This is a genomic window from Sulfurimonas sp. (assembly GCF_047622445.1).
Taxonomy (GTDB): Bacteria; Campylobacterota; Campylobacteria; order Campylobacterales; family Sulfurimonadaceae; genus Sulfurimonas.
The window spans coordinates 1-16,434 of the sequence record NZ_JBLHOE010000002.1 but is presented as its reverse complement, the minus strand read 5'-3'; the positions used below and the strand labels follow the sequence as shown (position 1 = coordinate 16,434).

At 31.7% G+C, this 16,434-nt stretch carries 20 protein-coding genes and 1 tRNA gene; 7 read left to right on the top strand and 14 right to left on the bottom strand.

What is annotated here, in order from left to right; all coding sequences use genetic code 11:
- The first annotated feature begins 4 nt into the window (after positions 1-4).
- Complete coding sequence (hrpB, locus tag ACI9TV_RS00750; RefSeq protein ID WP_415248845.1) at positions 5-2,521, top strand: ATP-dependent helicase HrpB; 2,517 nt, start codon at positions 5-7, stop codon at positions 2,519-2,521.
- A 140-nt stretch (positions 2,522-2,661) separates the two neighbouring features.
- On the opposite strand, the gene ACI9TV_RS00745 is transcribed toward hrpB, so the two are convergent.
- The 8 genes from ACI9TV_RS00745 to ACI9TV_RS00710 form a co-directional block, all read right to left on the bottom strand.
- Complete coding sequence (locus tag ACI9TV_RS00745; protein WP_415248844.1) at positions 2,662-4,644, bottom strand: DUF4365 domain-containing protein; 1,983 nt, start codon at positions 4,642-4,644, stop codon at positions 2,662-2,664.
- A 302-nt stretch (positions 4,645-4,946) separates the two neighbouring features.
- Complete coding sequence (locus ACI9TV_RS00740; protein WP_415248843.1) at positions 4,947-5,120, bottom strand: hypothetical protein; 174 nt, start codon at positions 5,118-5,120, stop codon at positions 4,947-4,949.
- Complete coding sequence (locus ACI9TV_RS00735; protein ID WP_415248842.1) at positions 5,117-5,311, bottom strand: hypothetical protein; 195 nt, start codon at positions 5,309-5,311, stop codon at positions 5,117-5,119. The genes ACI9TV_RS00740 and ACI9TV_RS00735 overlap by 4 nt, the downstream gene beginning before the upstream one ends.
- A 118-nt stretch (positions 5,312-5,429) precedes the next feature.
- Positions 5,430-5,648, bottom strand: coding sequence for an HPP family protein (locus ACI9TV_RS00730; protein ID WP_415248841.1), 219 nt, complete (start codon positions 5,646-5,648; stop codon positions 5,430-5,432).
- Between the two features lie 31 nt (positions 5,649-5,679).
- A complete protein-coding gene (locus ACI9TV_RS00725; RefSeq protein ID WP_415248840.1) occupies positions 5,680-5,970 on the bottom strand; it encodes an HPP family protein in 291 nt (96 codons plus the stop codon).
- 6 nt (positions 5,971-5,976) lie between these two features.
- A complete protein-coding gene (locus tag ACI9TV_RS00720; RefSeq protein WP_415248839.1) occupies positions 5,977-6,405 on the bottom strand; it encodes a globin domain-containing protein in 429 nt (142 codons plus the stop codon).
- Between the two features lie 90 nt (positions 6,406-6,495).
- Positions 6,496-7,122, bottom strand: coding sequence for a Crp/Fnr family transcriptional regulator (locus ACI9TV_RS00715; RefSeq protein WP_415248838.1), 627 nt, complete (start codon positions 7,120-7,122; stop codon positions 6,496-6,498).
- 106 nt (positions 7,123-7,228) lie between these two features.
- On the bottom strand, positions 7,229-8,146 hold the full coding sequence (locus tag ACI9TV_RS00710) for a histone deacetylase family protein (protein WP_415248837.1): 918 nt from the start codon (positions 8,144-8,146) through the stop codon (positions 7,229-7,231).
- A 224-nt stretch (positions 8,147-8,370) separates the two neighbouring features.
- Here ACI9TV_RS00710 and ACI9TV_RS00705 point away from each other — a divergent pair, with 224 nt between their 5' ends.
- Positions 8,371-8,532 carry a hypothetical protein gene (locus ACI9TV_RS00705; RefSeq protein ID WP_415248836.1) on the top strand — a complete coding sequence of 54 codons (162 nt, stop codon included), beginning with the start codon at positions 8,371-8,373 and terminating at the stop codon, positions 8,530-8,532.
- Between the two features lie 91 nt (positions 8,533-8,623).
- Here ACI9TV_RS00705 and ACI9TV_RS00700 read toward each other — a convergent pair whose 3' ends face one another.
- A complete protein-coding gene (locus ACI9TV_RS00700; protein WP_415248835.1) occupies positions 8,624-9,409 on the bottom strand; it encodes an NYN domain-containing protein in 786 nt (261 codons plus the stop codon).
- 125 nt (positions 9,410-9,534) lie between these two features.
- On the opposite strand from ACI9TV_RS00700, the gene ACI9TV_RS00695 reads away from it, so the two are divergent.
- Positions 9,535-10,035 carry a ribonuclease HI gene (locus tag ACI9TV_RS00695; RefSeq protein WP_415248834.1) on the top strand — a complete coding sequence of 167 codons (501 nt, stop codon included), beginning with the start codon at positions 9,535-9,537 and terminating at the stop codon, positions 10,033-10,035.
- A gap of 200 nt (positions 10,036-10,235) precedes the next feature.
- On the opposite strand, the gene ACI9TV_RS00690 is transcribed toward ACI9TV_RS00695, so the two are convergent.
- From ACI9TV_RS00690 to ACI9TV_RS00670, 5 genes are all read right to left on the bottom strand, one after another.
- Positions 10,236-11,258, bottom strand: coding sequence for a hypothetical protein (locus ACI9TV_RS00690; protein WP_415248833.1), 1,023 nt, complete (start codon positions 11,256-11,258; stop codon positions 10,236-10,238).
- A gap of 67 nt (positions 11,259-11,325) precedes the next feature.
- A complete protein-coding gene (locus ACI9TV_RS00685; RefSeq protein ID WP_415248832.1) occupies positions 11,326-11,475 on the bottom strand; it encodes a hypothetical protein in 150 nt (49 codons plus the stop codon).
- A 50-nt stretch (positions 11,476-11,525) separates the two neighbouring features.
- Positions 11,526-12,611 (bottom strand): sensor histidine kinase, encoded by a 1,086-nt coding sequence (locus ACI9TV_RS00680; protein WP_415248831.1) that lies wholly within the window; start codon positions 12,609-12,611, stop codon positions 11,526-11,528.
- Entirely contained in the window at positions 12,601-13,251 is a 651-nt protein-coding gene (locus ACI9TV_RS00675) for a response regulator transcription factor (protein ID WP_415248830.1), read from the bottom strand. The genes ACI9TV_RS00680 and ACI9TV_RS00675 overlap by 11 nt, the downstream gene beginning before the upstream one ends.
- Positions 13,252-13,609: 358 nt before the next feature.
- Positions 13,610-14,590, bottom strand: a complete 981-nt coding sequence (locus tag ACI9TV_RS00670; protein ID WP_415248829.1) for a mercuric transporter MerT family protein — start codon at positions 14,588-14,590, stop codon at positions 13,610-13,612.
- Between the two features lie 161 nt (positions 14,591-14,751).
- Here ACI9TV_RS00670 and ACI9TV_RS00665 point away from each other — a divergent pair, with 161 nt between their 5' ends.
- The 4 genes from ACI9TV_RS00665 (at position 14,752) to ACI9TV_RS00650 (ending at position 16,404) form a co-directional block, all read left to right on the top strand.
- Positions 14,752-15,120, top strand: coding sequence for an ArsR/SmtB family transcription factor (locus ACI9TV_RS00665; protein ID WP_415248828.1), 369 nt, complete (start codon positions 14,752-14,754; stop codon positions 15,118-15,120).
- Between the two features lie 156 nt (positions 15,121-15,276).
- Positions 15,277-15,352, top strand: a tRNA-Arg gene (locus ACI9TV_RS00660).
- A 286-nt stretch (positions 15,353-15,638) separates the two neighbouring features.
- Positions 15,639-16,136, top strand: a complete 498-nt coding sequence (locus ACI9TV_RS00655; RefSeq protein WP_415248827.1) for a PAS domain-containing protein — start codon at positions 15,639-15,641, stop codon at positions 16,134-16,136.
- Complete coding sequence (locus ACI9TV_RS00650) at positions 16,126-16,404, top strand: diguanylate cyclase domain-containing protein (protein WP_415248911.1); 279 nt, start codon at positions 16,126-16,128, stop codon at positions 16,402-16,404. Before ACI9TV_RS00655 ends, ACI9TV_RS00650 begins: the two co-directional genes overlap by 11 nt.
- The last annotated feature ends 30 nt before the right edge of the window (positions 16,405-16,434 follow it).

The window sequence follows — 16,434 nt, the reverse complement described above, 5'->3', positions numbered from 1 at the left end:
CCATATGAAAACCCTACCTATACATGAAGTCTTAGAAGATATCAAAATCTCACTAAGAACTAAGCAAACTCTCATCTTACAAGCTCCACCAGGGGCAGGAAAAAGTACAGTTGTGCCAATTTCGCTACTTAAAGAAACTTGGCTTGGGGATAAAATAATCATCATGTTAGAACCCAGACGTGTTGCTGCACGTATGGTTGCAACACAAATGGCAAGACTCCTCGGTGAAGAACTAGGTCAAAGTGTCGGCTATCAAGTAAAAATGGATAGTGTACACAGCAAAAAAACAAAAATCCTTGTTGTAACAGAAGCTATTTTAATTCGTAAACTTCAAAGTGATCAAATACTCGGTGACATTGCTATGATTATCTTTGATGAGTTTCATGAGAGAAGTATTCACACTGATTTATCTTTAGCCCTATCTTTACAAGTTCAGGAACTTCTTCGTGATGATTTAAAAATCTTGATTATGTCTGCTACGCTTAATGCTGACATGATTTCCTCTTTACTTGGGGAAGTACCCATTATTACTTCAAAAGGTAAAATGTATGATGTTCAAAACAACTACTTAGATATCAAAACTTCGCAACCCGATGCAAGGGCTTTAAATACAGTCCTACTAAACACAACACTAAAAGCCATCAAAGAAGATGATGGAGATATCTTAGTTTTTTTACCGGGTGTTAAAGAGATAAGAAATCTACAAACTTCACTTTCAAGCTCTTCCATGGCAAAAGAAATATTAGTCTTGCCACTCTACTCATCTTTGCCAAAAAATGAACAAGATAAAGCGATTAGTAAATCTTCAAAGAGAAAAATCATCTTAAGCACGAACATCGCACAAACTTCTCTTACTATAGAAGGGGTGAAGGTTGTTATAGATTCTGGTTTAGAAAAACAATCACGATACAACTACGCAAATGCAATGGATCATTTAGAGTTAACATTTATCTCTAAAGATTCAGCTGTGCAAAGAGCTGGTCGAGCTGGTCGACTCTCAAGCGGAAAATGTTACAGACTTTGGCATGAGGGGAAAATACTACAACAATCAACAAAGCCTGAAATACTAAGAGCAGATTTAACTTCACTTCTTTTAGATTTATCTTTATGGGGAGTTGAGGACTTTGAAGAGTTAAAATTCTTAGATATTCCCAATCCAAATATAATTGAAAATACGAAAGAGGTTTTAAAAGAACTTGAAATGCTTGATGCGTCGTTTAAAATTACCCAGTTTGGAAAAGATGCTCTGAGCTTAGGACTTCACCCAAGATTTGCTTATATGATTTTAAAAGCCAATGACTTAGGTTTTGCATATGAAGCTTGTCTCTTAGCTTCACTTTTAGGTGAAAAAGATATTTTCAAAAACTCACAAAGAGATAGTGACATAGCCTCTAGATTTACACACCTCTTTGAAAAAGATTTTGACAGTGTTTATATAAATAGATATGGAGCTAAAGAAGTTGTAACTGGCGCAGAATTTTTTTATAAAAAACTCAAAAGCATTAAAAAAGTGCAAAAGAAGAATACTTCACTTAATACCGAGATGCTTAGTGTACTACTTCTTTTTGCTTACCCTGACAGACTTGCACGTCTAAGATCTAAAAATGACAATAAGTATAAACTAAGTAACGCCAAAGGTGCCATACTCGACCATGAAGATTCTTTGTTCAATCAAGAATACTTAGTTGTAGCAAATCTAAACGCACATGACAAAGACTCGTTTATAAATTCTGCTCTTAGTATATCAATGGAGGATATAGAAGAATATTTTTCTTCATTTATTGTCTCTAAGCAGTCCATAACGTATAACAAAGAATCTAAGAAATTTGACATAAGAGAAAGTACTTACTTTTTAGAGCTACAACTTCACTCAAAACCAATGCAAGCCGCGCCAAACCAAGACTTTAAAAAACTACTTTCAGACTTAGTGAGAAAAGAGGGTTTAGAGATTCTTACTTGGAGTAAAAAAGCGACTAGATTAAAAGATAGAGTTAACTTTCTCAATCATCATACAGAGTTTGTAGACTTTAGTGATGAAACTTTACTTAACACTCTGCATACTTGGCTTGAACCCTACTTATCAGGAGTAAGCACTATAAAAGCACTTGAAGCACTTGATGTGTACAACATGTTGTTATCTCTCTTACCTTGGGACAAGCAACAACTTTTAGATACACAAGCACCGCCAAGCGTTAAAGTTCCAAGTGGCTCAAATATACACATAGACTACTCAGACTATGAAAAACCATCCATGCATGTAAAAATACAAGAAGTTTTTGGTCTACATGAAACACCAAAAGTACTTAACAACACTTTGGCTTTACAAGTTCACCTATTAACCCCAGCAATGACCCCTATGCAAATAACATACGATTTAAAAAGCTTTTGGGAAAACTCATACGGTGAAGTGAGAAAAGAAGTAAGAGGTAAATACAAAAGACACTACTGGCCAGAAGACCCTTTCGAAGCGATTGCTACTAGTAAGACTAAGAAACATATGATGAAGGGTTTGAAGGAGTAAGAATGGAGTTTATCTTTTTCTACATGTAGATGTATGCATTCCCACGCAGAAGCATGGGAACGAGAAAAAGTTCATATTCTTTCCAATTCATATTTAATTTATTACCTTATTATTCCTATATTACTTCATAAATAAATGCCCTAGTCTTCAGAAGAAAACTTATTAATTCCTTTGAAGTTTTCACCATTAAAAACCCTCAAAAGAGGTGTTTCTTGTTTTGAATTTATTTTATGTTTAGCTTCTATTATTTTATCAATTTTCATAATTAGAATATTGCCTTCTCCTTCTGGTAAATGTTCGCTAATAGTTTCTAAGGTAGTGTATACAGAATTAATAAACTCTTCACCACTTAAGTCATATCCAACATGAATTATATGTAGTAAAAATTCAATAGGTATTTTTTTTGTATTCCAAACACATCCGAAAGCATTTATCCAAGCCTCGGTGTCTTTTCTATTAAGGAGAGCACAAATGAGAAAACTCATAGCCGCATCGTCAAACTTTTCTTCTTTAGCATATCTCTGCCCTAAATTGTACCATAGCACTGGGGAAAGAGCATCTAATTGTAGTACAGCTAAAGTATCATCTTCAGGGATATCCATATTGCAAGCATTTTTGATAGCATCTGTTTTCAATGCTTCATCAGGTTTACGATCTTGAGCTTCTATCCCATGCTCTTCAATAATATAATGCAAAATATTTTCTTTTAGACACCATTCAACTTTAATATCATCATGCGCTTCAAAATACTTTTGAAACTGCTCTCTAGCTTGTTTATATTCTCCACTCATCATTAATGCATCTGCATATAAAGCAATTGTATATGAGTCATTTTTCAAGGAGAGTCCATTCTTATAACATTGAGCTGATTTACTATATTCTTCCATCTCAAATAATGAACCTGCCATCTCTTTAAAAACATAATCCTCTTTGTTATAGTGAGGATTATATTTTAAAGCTTTTTCAAAGTTATCTACAGAGTCTTTAAACTGACTATCGCTTCTTAAAAAGTTAGCATAATTATAATGACATATGCCCAAATTAGCTTTCTCTTCTTTTGCAGATATATCTGTTAATTGATATTCATTTATTGAGTTTATTAAATATTTTTCATAAGCATCTGCTCCATCATCAGGATTATATTGACTTGCCGACGATATTAATATTTGAAATCCTATTTCATCTTCTCCATCTTTTTCATCTTTTGGTATATTCTCCCACAATTCAAGAGCTTTGTATGGGTTACCGTTATAAATATACACATGAATAAATGTAACTGCTATTTGTTTGTTTTTTATAGCACGTGAGTTTAAAGCTAAAGATTCTAATATCGTTATTGCATTTTGTTCTTTATTAAATGGTAGTAACGCGAGAGATAGACTAACAAATAAATCTCCTATTAATTCTTCAGTATTGAGATATGGAGTGTCATTAATATGATGTAAATAGAAACCTGTTTTTTCAAGAATATCAACAAATAAAGTATCATCAGTTAATGAGATAACAGCATCAGAATCATCTTTGTTATATACAATTTGGATCAAGTTTGATTTTGGATTGACAGCTATTCTTAAATGTGAGGAAAGTCTAGCTGAACTCATATTACATATTTTAGAAAATGTGAAGTTGAAAAATATTTTTATAGGAAGAATATTATCTACACTTTCTAATCTTCTTAATTTCACCAACTGATTCTCTAAAATAAATGCTGTTTCAGACCTAAAAACTTCATCCTCTTCCATCATAAATGAAAATGAACTAGCCCCCTCTTTTTGCCCATATCTATCAATTTTATGTGCCCATCTATTATATAATATTTTTGTCTCTTCAACATAACGAACAATTAAAACAGGAACATCTAAATTCGTATAGTAGTTTATTACAGAATTTGCTAATTGAACTCTTCGTTGATTTTTTTTATTGGATGTATCAGTTGCTTTCAGTTGCACATAGAAGAGCATTCCTGTAGCAGAACCATTTTCATCAAAAATTTCAATTTCCCCATCTATACCATAGTCGTGACTTTTTTCACGGTACACCCATTCTCTTGGCAGAATTTGTCTCAGTGCTAAAACTGATAAATCTTCAACCTGATGTTCCTTTGGTCTTTTTGGCATATCCATAAACTGCAAGTCCTTCTGTAAATAATTTCACTTTTTAATAACATATTCTATCATCTAAAAACCTACTTGATGATAAATTAGATGAAAAAAGCTTTCGCCGGTTAATATATCCGCTGAGGACTTATACTAAAACTCAGAAGTATACGATGATAGTTAAGGTTAGTAAATTATTGTCTGTCTAATTTGAGGCTAGTTTTAAGAGATTATTACAATCCAACTAGCAGGATAAAATACCTTTTAATTACACCCCTGTGAGTGAATATTCACTTTTTATATATCAGTAAAAATAAAAAGAAAATGGGCTACTTTTTGGTAATTGCATCTAAAAATATCTCAAATTTTTTTACGGAATCTTCTTTAATTGAGCATTCTTTAACAGATTCTAAATCAAACTCATTTTGCTCTGCAATCCAAACTGCCTGCTGTAAACACTGCTCATCATCCCCGTGATAATAGGCTGCCAACCTATCTTTCATAGTGGCTTCTCTGGTCTTCGTGGTCGTTTTCTCTGTAGCTCAAATTTCTCTTTGAGTTCAGGTTTGTAGTACTCTTTGGCTTTGTTAAGCAGAGCCGTTAACTCTTCAAGAAAAGCATACCCTTCTTTAAACGTAAGAAGATACTGTAATGTTAGTTCACGGTTCTTTGTCCCTAGCAATACTTCCAACATAAGGTTTCCTTTATTGATATGTTTAAAAAATAAGATTTTATGGAAGGTGGGGAACCTAAACTTTAGTGGAAATTTACACAAAAACGAAAAGAAGTAAAGCTATTATTTGAGTCTTTTTTTAAAACCAGTACCGTGGATAATGTCTTTTTGGATTACTGGAGAGATTGTTAACAACTAAGCCAATCATTAACATTATGATAGACCCTGATAAAATTGGCGCTATTAGTAGCATATAGCCAAGTTCATGTATCTCTTGACTTCCAATAACAGCGATTAATGCAGTAGCTCCTCCTGGAGGATGCATAGTTTTACTAACATGCATAACAACAATAGACACTGATACTGCAATAGCACTTAAAAGAGAAAGTTCAAAAGGAGGGTGCGGATAAAGCTTGTCCCCCTAAGAAGTTTCTTGGCTGAGAAAAATCTAATTGTGGTGCAGCATATATTAAAACAGCTGATGCACCAAAAGAACCTATAAGAAATAATCCATCTGTACTCGTGATACCTGCCGATTTACTTAAAATGGACACTAAATAGATGCCTAAAAATGCACCTATCCATGACCATATAACTTCAGAGAAATGCTTTCTTTTAGGGGCTTTTTCATAGCCTTTCATTCTCTGAGTGAATGTAATCATTTTATGTAACATATTCATTGAAACTTATGCTACTTGTTCCTTGTATAATTCGGATTCTCTTTTAATAAGAACATCAGCTAAAAATAAATAAGCTTCTTCCCATGCAGCCATAACTTCAGGTGTTGCAGTATCTCCAAGAACTTCTTTAATTGCACTTAAAAGCGCATCAGCTACCAATGGATAATGACTCGCTTGAATCTTTTTTTCAACATGAACAGAAGCCATTGTTTCAATCCCTTTTTTAAGTGCTCCAAGGTTGTCAATGTTTGCCGCATATGCATAAACAGCATTTGCTAATTTTTTATACTGCTCTGGCTCTGCATCTTTGAAAAGGTCCTTAACTTCTGGGTTACGCTCAAACAAAAACTTATACATCGTAGATGTGATTTCATCGCCTTTTTCTTTTAGTAAAGGTGCTGTCGATTTAACTATTGCTATTGTATTATTATTCATTTTTATTCCTTAGTTTTGATAGGGGAATAGTACAAGCTTTTATGAGAATACTTTTTGACAATTATCAAGAAAACAATGTTTTATGCAAGCTTATAGAAGTTTATATCTATTGTCAACTTTAAGTAACTTACCTTCTTTTATAAGTTTTTTAATATTTCTAGAGAGTGTTTCTGCATTCATTCCTAAGAGTGAAGCGATTTCATATTTTTTAAGTTCAAGACTCAAGTCTTTATTATTTGCATAAAAATGCAACACTTTCTCTTTTGCTGTTTTTGCAATGGTGAAATGAATATTTTGTTGTAAAAGCTGTATTTTGTCTAGTAAAGATTGAATAATCTCAAATGAAATATGTGGATCATGCATAAAAAGTTCTTTAAACTTTTTAAATTCAATTTTTAGTATTACTCCATCGGATTTACATACAGCTGTTGAAGGAAAAGTAACACCTTTTAAAATAGCGGCTTCACCAAGTAATGAAAAAGGCTTAAAAAAACTAATAATAATCTCATTGCCTTTATTGTCATGCTTAAAAACACTCACTATACCTTCAACTACAATCAAAAGATGATGACCTAATTCACCTTGCATAAAAACATGCTCATCTTTTTTATAATTATGAACTGAGGATATTTCAGTTAACCTTTCTAACTCATCATTATCCATAGAGGAAAAAAGGTATAGCTCTTTTAACATGTTTGTTATTGATGTATGTTTCATTTTTCGATTATACTTATTATGACTTAAAAATTATTATGTAAAAGACGTCTTAATGTAAAAAAGGATTTACAACTTAGCTATTTTTTTTCCTTTGAACTATTTAGGGTTAATCCAATATCATCGCATCCAGAGTTTGGGCTACACTCTCGCCTAAAGCATTTAAATTGTAACCACCTTCAAGCATAAATATTTTTGGAACATCCGATGAACGCATAATTGACTCTACAATCTTTTTTATCCCCTGAGTAGTTATTTGCAGTTGCGCGAGAGGATCTGCTTTATGTAAGTCGTAGCCGGCTGAGACAAGAATGATATCGGGCTCAAAACTTTCAACATCAAGAAGAAGTTCTTCTTCGTAAATAGGAAGAATATCATCATCGCTACTGTAAGAGCGCAGTGGAAAGTTATGTGTAAATCCTTCCCCTTCACCATTCCCACGCTCATCAAATGCACCAGTACCTGGATATGCTGGATACTCATGTGTACTAAAGTAAAAAACACTAGAATCTTCATAAAAGATCTCTTGTGTTCCATTCCCATGATGTACATCAAAGTCAATGATCATTACTTTTTCATACCCCATAGATTGAGCATAACGAGCTGTAATGGCAATGTTGTTAAAGAGACAAAAGCCCATAGCTTGATTAGTTGTAGCGTGATGTCCTGGTGGCCGTACTGCACAAAAAGCACTTTTCACTTCACCAGATGAAACCATATCTACCGCTTCTTTTCCAGCTCCAACAGCCATCAAAGCTGCTTCATAAGATTTAGATGAGACTTGAGTATCTCCATCAATTTCTACTTGCTCTATACTTTTTTCTTCAACAAGTTCTATATGATAAGAAGGATGTATCTGCATCACAAGTTCTAAGGATGCAAGTTTGGGCTCGATAAAAAGTAAACGTTCACGGAGAGGTTCGATTGCTTTTAATATAGCTCGAAGTCTATTAGCATTTTCGGGATGAGACATACCTGTGTCATGCTCTAAAAATATTGGATCGTAAATAAATGCTACGGATGACATAATATACCTCCTACTTTACAAAAGTATAACATGCTTTTAATAAAAAGCTAAACTCTCAGTATTTATTTTAAACTAATGAGGTTTTTATTAAGCCAAAAAATCTTGAAAGTACTTACAAATGTGACTCTAAATGCTAAAACTGATTGCTAAACAATAAAAATGATATAAAATTGGCTATACTTAACGATACTACAACGTTTAAAATATTTAAAATAGGATTATTAATGGCTAAAACAAACTACAGTTATGAAAAGCATGGTCGAGAGATGGAAAAAAAGAAGAAAAAAGAAGAAAAGCTTAAGAAAAAACAAGCTAAAAACAATGACGAAAAACAAGAAGAAGAAATTTCTACTCCTTCAGATGAATCCACTCCTTCACAAGCATAATACATAAACATAATTCAATAGCTATATATACCTTAGGTATCCTACAATTTAACAATAGCTGTTGTCAATGTATAAGATGTTTTTTATGACATCATTTCCACGATTTCTCTTTTATTCTTATCATTAATTGCGTTTTTCTCTCTCCCTCATATTCGATATCAAATATTTCCACTGCCTTAATAAGATCACCCATTTTTTTAAACCCATAGTTAACTTGAGAGAAAGAAGAATTTTTTCTTATATACAAAGACATATCTTTAACATCTGCCCATCCTTGCTCATCTGATGTTCTTTCAACGCCCTGCTTGAGTAAGTTTATAAGTTTAAAATCTTTTCTTATGTCATAGTTATTTCCAACATATTTAGTGACAGCTTCAGTCACCGCAGGATGTTTCTTGTGAGTAGCAGTATTTTCAATTGTTTCATCATTTTCTAAAACACTTAATTTTTCAACATATATGAATTGGGAACATGCATTTACAAATGCCATAGGAGTTTTTGATTCTCCATACCCATAAACAGTAAGCCCATCAGATAATATTCTTGTAACAATAGGAGTAAAATCACTATCACTTGTTATTAAAACTACAGCTTCAAGCTCTTTTGTATAAAGTATGTCCATGATATCAATTATCATAGCGATGTCAGTAGCATTTTTCCCTTTTGTATACGCAAATTGTTGCATCGGTTTAATGTTATAATCTTGTAAAATATTTTCCCAGCCATAAAGTTTTTTATCTTTCCAATCCCCGTAAGCCCTTCTAATATTTACTGTACCATACTGCGATAAATCATCAAAAATGCTTTCTATATATTTAGAACTTACATTATCACAATCTATAAACATTGCTATATTATTTTTATGTTGTATTTTCATTTTAATTCCTGATCAAATTCATATTTTTTTAAAGAGTATGTGATTTTTTTAGTATTGTACATAAAATATAGAAAGTTTCTTATAGATGTTTATAGTTCTTTAAAAAACTTGCAGTAAAATAAGATATGAGTAACAGCAAAAAAATTTCCTACTTATTTACTGATGGAAGTGTAAACCCTCAAAGTGAAATAGGATTTGGGGCTTATCTATTTTTACAAAATGAAGAGTTCTTTTGTGCTGAGTTAGCAAAAGAAATTAAAATTAAGAAGTTTGACAATACCTCCTCAACAAAACTAGAGCTAGAAACACTTTTATGGGCTTTAGGTGAAGTAAGTTTGCAAAACTGTAAAGTAGTAGTCTATACTGATTGTCAAAATATTATTGGCTTATCAGCTAGAAGAGAAGGATTTCAAAAGAAGAACTATATGACAAGTAAAGGTAAGCTGATAAAAAATCATGCACTATATAAAGACTTTTTTAAGAAAATAGATATTTTAGATTGTGAATTTATTAAAGTAAAAGGTCATAAAAAATCATCTCAAAAAAATAATATAGATGAAATTTTCACTCTTGTTGATAAAGCCTCAAGAAATGCCCTGAGGATAATGAAGTTCTCCAGTAGTTGATGATACACTTTTTTCTTCTAAAAAAGCTTTATATAAACCTTTGTTTACTCCAAATACACCATAGTTTAAACGCTATTTTAGGCACCCATGTTTTAATGTTGTGAAAGATAAACTACAAAGGTAAGTCCAAAGAACTATGAAGAAAAAGGTATAAATAAAAAAGCATTTATACCTTTTTTAAGAATGAGATACTGTAAGTATTATAGTTTATTATGTAAAATCATTGTTTGGTAAAATGGCTCTGATGGGCCAGCAATTACATAAGCTCCAACTGGATTTGCTGCTGCCATAAACCTTGGATCAATATGAGAATTTTCATGATCAGCTACTGATTCCCAAACACCATGAAATAAGTAATTTCTCATTTCACCATATGCAAAAGCATTTTGTAATATTTCCGTTGTTACAGCTTTTCTGTAGTTGCTATCACTAAGTGTTCCAGAAGTACCATTTGTCACATTTGTTTCTGGTTGATACGTTTGTTGCGCAACTGTTAGAAGAGCTGTTGCCATTGTATTTATAGTATCAGTATTTATATCAGAAATTGCTACATGGTTTTTAACACTTATGCTCGCTCCACTTGTTGTTCCATCCAAAGGTATTGGCTGATACACAGAACTTTCCATATCTTGTTGCGTTGAAAGAAACGTTACAATTTCTTCTTGAGTTTGATATATACCGTTTGCGTCGCCTGCTGCGATAGTTTGATATACACCTTTATAGTAATCAAGCGCTAAAGCAGTTTTAGTTGGTGGTGTTCCTGGAGCATATACGAATAAAAGAGGTTTTATAGTATCTGTAAACCATGTCTCTACATCTGATGCCATCATGTTGTCATAAGAATCAAATCTGATAAGTAGAGCATAAGTAAAAGCACGCTTTCCAGCTGCTGCAGCATCATAATAAGCTGATTTCAATACGCCTTTTAGACCAGTGTCTGCAAGTAAATTATTTACCATTGTTGAATCTCCAACCATCAACTTGAGAGTAAAATTTAAAAAGCCTGTTTTCGCATCTAAAGCTATCCCTTGCTCTCCCATTGCTGTCATCATATTTTGAATTGCCGGACCAGCTATCTTAAATTCATGATAAAGAGTAACTGCTCCAACAGGTTTTACTTGATCTATTGGCACAAGAGTAGCGCTATCATTACTTGCACAAGCACTCATATATGTTGTAGCTGTAAGTAAACCAGCTGTCGTAAAAAATTCTCTTCTGTTCATAATATCTTTCCTTATATTTTAAATATACAAAATTGTACATAAGGATTGTTCACTGAGTGTTCATTTTCTAGTTTTGTTTGGCTCCTTGATTAATCCAAGTTTGTATTATCAGGTCTTGGCTTGAATCGTATTCTAAAATAGCACCGCCCCCATGAAAGTAATTACCAAAAGCTTTTAAATATAATATAGGAAAAGCCCATAGCATTTTCTTTTTCATGTAATAAATCTTCTATTTTAAAAAGAAGATTTTATCCTTGCAATGTTCTTTTAACTTTCTATTATCTGTTTCGAGATATCAAAATAGATAATAGTTCCTTCATCTATCCTAGATTCTATACTCAATTTAATTCCACACTCATCACTTAATCTTTTTACTATACTTAAACCTAGACCATAACCACTGTTTTTTGTACTCGATTGCACTGATCTTTCAAGAAAATCATTTGGTGTATGCATTCCAGGGCCATTATCTTTTACATAAAATCTTTGCTTCTCATCTATTCCAAGAGTTACGATAGGCTTTTCTTTTGTGTACTTTGCTGCATTCTCGACTAAATTCACAAGAATTCGTTCAAAAACAAAGCTATTCACATTTACAATTAAATCCGGAACGTTTAGCTTAAAACATACATTAGGAAAAAGTGGTTGAAGTTGATAAACAATATGCTCACAAGCTTTGGAGATATTTACTGGTTCTACAATATTTTTATGCCTTTTTTGAAGTAAAACTTCTAGATTTAGATAAAGATTTTTAATAGTCTCTACCGAACGGCTTATCCGAATAATTTGCTTATCTTCATACTTATTAGCTAAGTTTTCTAGATTTATATCTATAGCAGAAATTGGTGCATTTAAGTCATGTATAACATCATCTAGAAAGCGTCTAAATTCTAAATTGGATTCTCGTACAGGACGAAGTGAAATCCAGGACAAAAATATAGAAATAAAAAAATTAACTATAAATGCAATTCCCATAAAATAGTAAAGTTTTTCTTTTAACTCTTTCACTCTTTTTTGTAGTATTGATGGTTTTGCTTCAATGACAATTATCTTACTTTGATAATCAAAACCACCACATGAGGTACTTATGTATGAGTCTTTATTTTTTATAAATGCAGGGTATGGATAACTATCTTTTTGTAATACTTTTACTTCAAAGCCTTCAGGAAACTTTTCTTTGCCTAAATCTCTAAACTCTCCACCATAAAGGCTCATTTCAAGAGCAAGGCTATCTTCAATAAGCCGCTTTTGATCATCATAATAATAATAGGCGAGAGAAATAAAAAGTAAAAGTGATATAGTTAAATATATGAGTATGAAACGGAATAAAGATTTTTTTTCATTAACTCTCATATTTATATCCTAAGCCTCTAATATTCTGAATTCGTTTTTCCTTGAACATTGCATTAATTTTACTAATGTGCACTCTTATTACTGTGTGAGAGGGTATTTTATCTTTATATACTTTATCAATAATATTATTCATTGAAAAAATAACATTTGGACTAGATATAAGTAGATGGAGTATCTCTAAAGTTTTTTTATCAATATCTACAATTTTTTCATCTATTACTAAGGTGTTGTCATGTAGATTTATTTTGATGTTATCAAAAGTTACGCAAGCGTTGTTAGTTGTTCTTCTCAGTACAGCTCTTATTCGAAGTTTTAATTCACTCAAAGAAAATGGCTTGGTTAAGTAGTCGTCGCAACCAACTTCAAAACCTTCTATCCGACTCTGTTCTTCATATTTGGAAGTTAAAAATATAGCTGCAGTTTTATCTCCTGAGTCTCTCAGTTCTTTTAAAAGTGATAAGCCATTAATATAGGGTACATTAATATCAAATATATACAAATCATAACGATGCTTAGATGTTAAATCCAAAACTTCTTCACCATGCTTAGCAACATCTACACTGTAATCATCACTACTGAGTTCATCTTCTAATGTTTCTAATAAGACTACGTCATCTTCTAGTATTAATAATTTTTTCATTATATATTATCTACAGTAAGGATTTGAAGACCTTTAGGTTGCCGAATTACGAATAACATATACTGTCCTCTTATTTTGTAATAAGAAAATTGTAGCAAAATTAAATCCAAATATTAACATATATTGATTTATTAATATTATTTTAAAGTAATGAAAGAATAATTATTTTTAAATAAAAGTTTTACTCTCTTGTTTATAACAAAATATTTTTTTTTGTTCACTTGGCTTAGGAGTAACATGAAGATAATCTTTACTTCCAATCAGCTCAATCATTCTCGTCACTATGAGAACAAGATGAACTCTCAACTAAACAATATGTTCCCTTATCTACTGTAATATCAATCATATCAGTAATTGTTTATTCATCCTCTACTTTAACGACCACACCCAATCCATTATCAAAAGGATAGTTTGCTCTTGCCCATCCTTTAAGACCAGCGCTGAGGTTATAAACATTTTTATATCCTAGTTTTTGAATTGATTGTGCCGCAAAAAGGCTTCTTGCACCTTGACGAGAGTACAAAACTATAACTATATTTTTATCTTTTATCTTATTTAATATTTCAAACTCTAAATTTGTTCGAGGAATAGCATAAGACTCACTCGCATATATTTCGCCCTCAGATCTTTGTATAACTTCTCTAACATCTATTAAAACAAGTTCTTCATCATTATCAATCATTTTTTTAAGTACAGTTGGGCTCATTTCCTCAACATCTGTTCTAGCTTGAGACATTAAGGCATCCAACTCTACATAACCAGTTCCACTACATGGAACTTGATTACATGGAGTTGGGTTTTTATATTCATCATCCATATATTTTAAAACTGGAAGACTATTGGCATCCACTTTTTTTCTTGTTTTTTTTTCATATGGAGCCGCACAAGTTGAGCCAGTCTCACATGCTAAAGAAGCAAGTTTCGGAGTTTTAACATATTTTTTTAGCTCTATTTCTGGTAGCTTTTTCTTTATAATTTCAGTTTCACAGCTATTACAGTCTGCTTCAATATTAAAGAATTGATATCCCCATAAAGGAAAACTAAGCATTATAATTGAAAATATACTAATCATAAATAAAAATAATTTACTAGCAAAAAATCCAGATTTTTCATCACAGGCGCAATCAATACCTTCTTTTACAGGTTTTAATTTATCATACCAAGCATATAGAAGAACGAGAATAGTAATAGCGATTAAATAATTACGATAAGGTTCTAGCCATGAAAATGAACTTGCTAAACTACCTGCACCTACTAAAACTGCTAAAACTGGAGTAATACAACATAATGATGCTGCGATTGTAGTTATAACGGTAGCCATGATTTTTTTACTTGCCATTAAATTCCCTTAATTTACTTTTATGTTAGTTAGCTTATTAGCTAAATAGATTTATTATCTTACAGCTATAAAACTTAAATAAAAGTTAATTGCCTAAATTGCTAAATAAAAAAACTTTATGCTACAATTCACTTTAATTAAATAATTATATAGGTTGTTGAATGCTAGATATGAATGATAAAATAAAGATTTTCAAAGCATTAGGAAACGAAACAAGATTTAAAATTTTTAAAAATATTTTCACTGGTGGATATGCTTGTTCTATTGATGATACGAAGCCAACAGACGACATAATCGCTCAAGCAACTTGTGTCACTAGCATTGCTGAACATTTTGATTTTGCATTACCAACTATCTCTCGCCATTTAAAAGAGCTAAAAGATGCAAAAATAATAACTATGACTAAAAATAAAAATAAAATTTACATTGAACCAAATATCGAAACCATGAAAGAAGTAGCAGAATGTTTTACTACATTAGTTCAAGAATATGAATCTGGTGTTATTTATCAATATGATAACACCAAGTAAATATATAATAGGTTATTTAAAGATGTTCTATTTAGAACTTGGAGTGGTAACCTAAATTCATCTCAAAAAATGCCCTGAGGATAATAAATTAAACAAAAATAGTAGTTATAATTGCTATATTGGTTTAGCTTTTGTATACTACGCATCTATTTTCATCTCCTTATCGCTTAACTGGATAAAGCAGTCCCCTCCTAAGGGATAGCTCAAGGTTCGAGTCCTTGTGGGGAGACCATTTTTTTAGCTTCAAACTTTTATCAAACCTATTATGTATTTTAAGTAACTTATTCATCGGAAAAATACATCACCATCTATTACATTGGTGTAATCCTTAGTTAGTTCACTTTGGGCATAATTAGAGATAAGAACCTTCTCAGATAAAATATCTCTAAACACCTAGTTTTATTCCTATTTTTTTCATTAAGCCTAATTTCACATTGTTCTTTATTTTTACTTTCAAACTTCCTTGTTAAGTGCAAATTATATACTCCCATAATATACGAAAGAAGTAAGGAATTAAAATGCCAAGTTCTCCTCCTACCAATAATCAAGATTTATTACAAAATGCTAAAAGTAGACGTAACTCTTGGATTGAAAGTTCGCCTGTTTGTACAAAAATAATAGACCTTGGTTTTAATCTCCAATACATGAGTAGAGCAGGTTATGAAGCTTTGCAAATTGCTGATATTAGTACTTATTACGGTAAACAATACCCTCTTGATTTTTATCCTCAATCATTCCACGATGAGATGACTAAAACTATAAAATCTGCAAGAGATACGGGAAAAAGTATGACGCAAGAGGCTTCATTACAAGATTTAAATGGAAATGATTTATGGTTCCATTCAACAATTACACCTATGTATGATCAAAAAAATCAATTAGAATACTTTATGATTGTTTCGATAGATATTACAGAGCGTATGTCTACCGAAATAAAACTTAATCAAATGAATACTAAACTTGAATCAGTTGTAGCAAGTCGAATGAAAGAACTTAAGAAAGCGAATAAGCAGTGAGACAGATTTTTTAACTAAGTTAGCAAATCGTCTTTTTTATGAACGACGCCTCAAAGAAAATATTGCAACAGCCAAACGTAATAAAACATATCTTTCTCATTTAATGATAGATATTAATAACCTTAAAGAATACTACGATACATACGGCCACGATTCAGGGGATATTGTACTTTTCGACTTAATGAAAAAAACGGGTGCTTACTTTTCTACTTTTTCTTATAATTCACAAGATAATAATCGACTAAATTTAACTTCATACTTTTACTAAGTCCACGATGTATACTAATCATGTTTTTCA

Excerpts from the sequence above, each read along its gene's own strand:
- ACI9TV_RS00710 (WP_415248837.1), bottom strand. The coding sequence starts at position 8,146 with ATGTCATCCGTAGCATTTATTTACGATCCAATATTTTTAGAGCATGAC.
- ACI9TV_RS00700 (WP_415248835.1), bottom strand. The coding sequence starts at position 9,409 with ATGAAAATACAACATAAAAATAATATAGCAATGTTTATAGATTGTGAT.
- hrpB (WP_415248845.1), top strand. The coding sequence starts at position 5 with ATGAAAACCCTACCTATACATGAAGTCTTAGAAGATATCAAAATCTCA.
- ACI9TV_RS00680 (WP_415248831.1), bottom strand. The coding sequence starts at position 12,611 with ATGAGAGTTAATGAAAAAAAATCTTTATTCCGTTTCATACTCATATAT.
- ACI9TV_RS00740 (WP_415248843.1), bottom strand. The coding sequence starts at position 5,120 with ATGAAAGATAGGTTGGCAGCCTATTATCACGGGGATGATGAGCAGTGT.
- ACI9TV_RS00655 (WP_415248827.1), top strand. The coding sequence starts at position 15,639 with ATGCCAAGTTCTCCTCCTACCAATAATCAAGATTTATTACAAAATGCT.
- ACI9TV_RS00735 (WP_415248842.1), bottom strand. The coding sequence starts at position 5,311 with ATGTTGGAAGTATTGCTAGGGACAAAGAACCGTGAACTAACATTACAG.
- ACI9TV_RS00675 (WP_415248830.1), bottom strand. The coding sequence starts at position 13,251 with ATGAAAAAATTATTAATACTAGAAGATGACGTAGTCTTATTAGAAACA.
- ACI9TV_RS00745 (WP_415248844.1), bottom strand. The coding sequence starts at position 4,644 with ATGGATATGCCAAAAAGACCAAAGGAACATCAGGTTGAAGATTTATCA.
- ACI9TV_RS00695 (WP_415248834.1), top strand. The coding sequence starts at position 9,535 with ATGAGTAACAGCAAAAAAATTTCCTACTTATTTACTGATGGAAGTGTA.
- ACI9TV_RS00665 (WP_415248828.1), top strand. The coding sequence starts at position 14,752 with ATGCTAGATATGAATGATAAAATAAAGATTTTCAAAGCATTAGGAAAC.
- ACI9TV_RS00725 (WP_415248840.1), bottom strand. The coding sequence starts at position 5,970 with ATGAATATGTTACATAAAATGATTACATTCACTCAGAGAATGAAAGGC.
- ACI9TV_RS00690 (WP_415248833.1), bottom strand. The coding sequence starts at position 11,258 with ATGAACAGAAGAGAATTTTTTACGACAGCTGGTTTACTTACAGCTACA.
- ACI9TV_RS00720 (WP_415248839.1), bottom strand. The coding sequence starts at position 6,405 with ATGAATAATAATACAATAGCAATAGTTAAATCGACAGCACCTTTACTA.
- ACI9TV_RS00685 (WP_415248832.1), bottom strand. The coding sequence starts at position 11,475 with ATGAAAAAGAAAATGCTATGGGCTTTTCCTATATTATATTTAAAAGCT.
- ACI9TV_RS00670 (WP_415248829.1), bottom strand. The coding sequence starts at position 14,590 with ATGGCAAGTAAAAAAATCATGGCTACCGTTATAACTACAATCGCAGCA.
- ACI9TV_RS00715 (WP_415248838.1), bottom strand. The coding sequence starts at position 7,122 with ATGAAACATACATCAATAACAAACATGTTAAAAGAGCTATACCTTTTT.
- ACI9TV_RS00705 (WP_415248836.1), top strand. The coding sequence starts at position 8,371 with ATGGCTAAAACAAACTACAGTTATGAAAAGCATGGTCGAGAGATGGAA.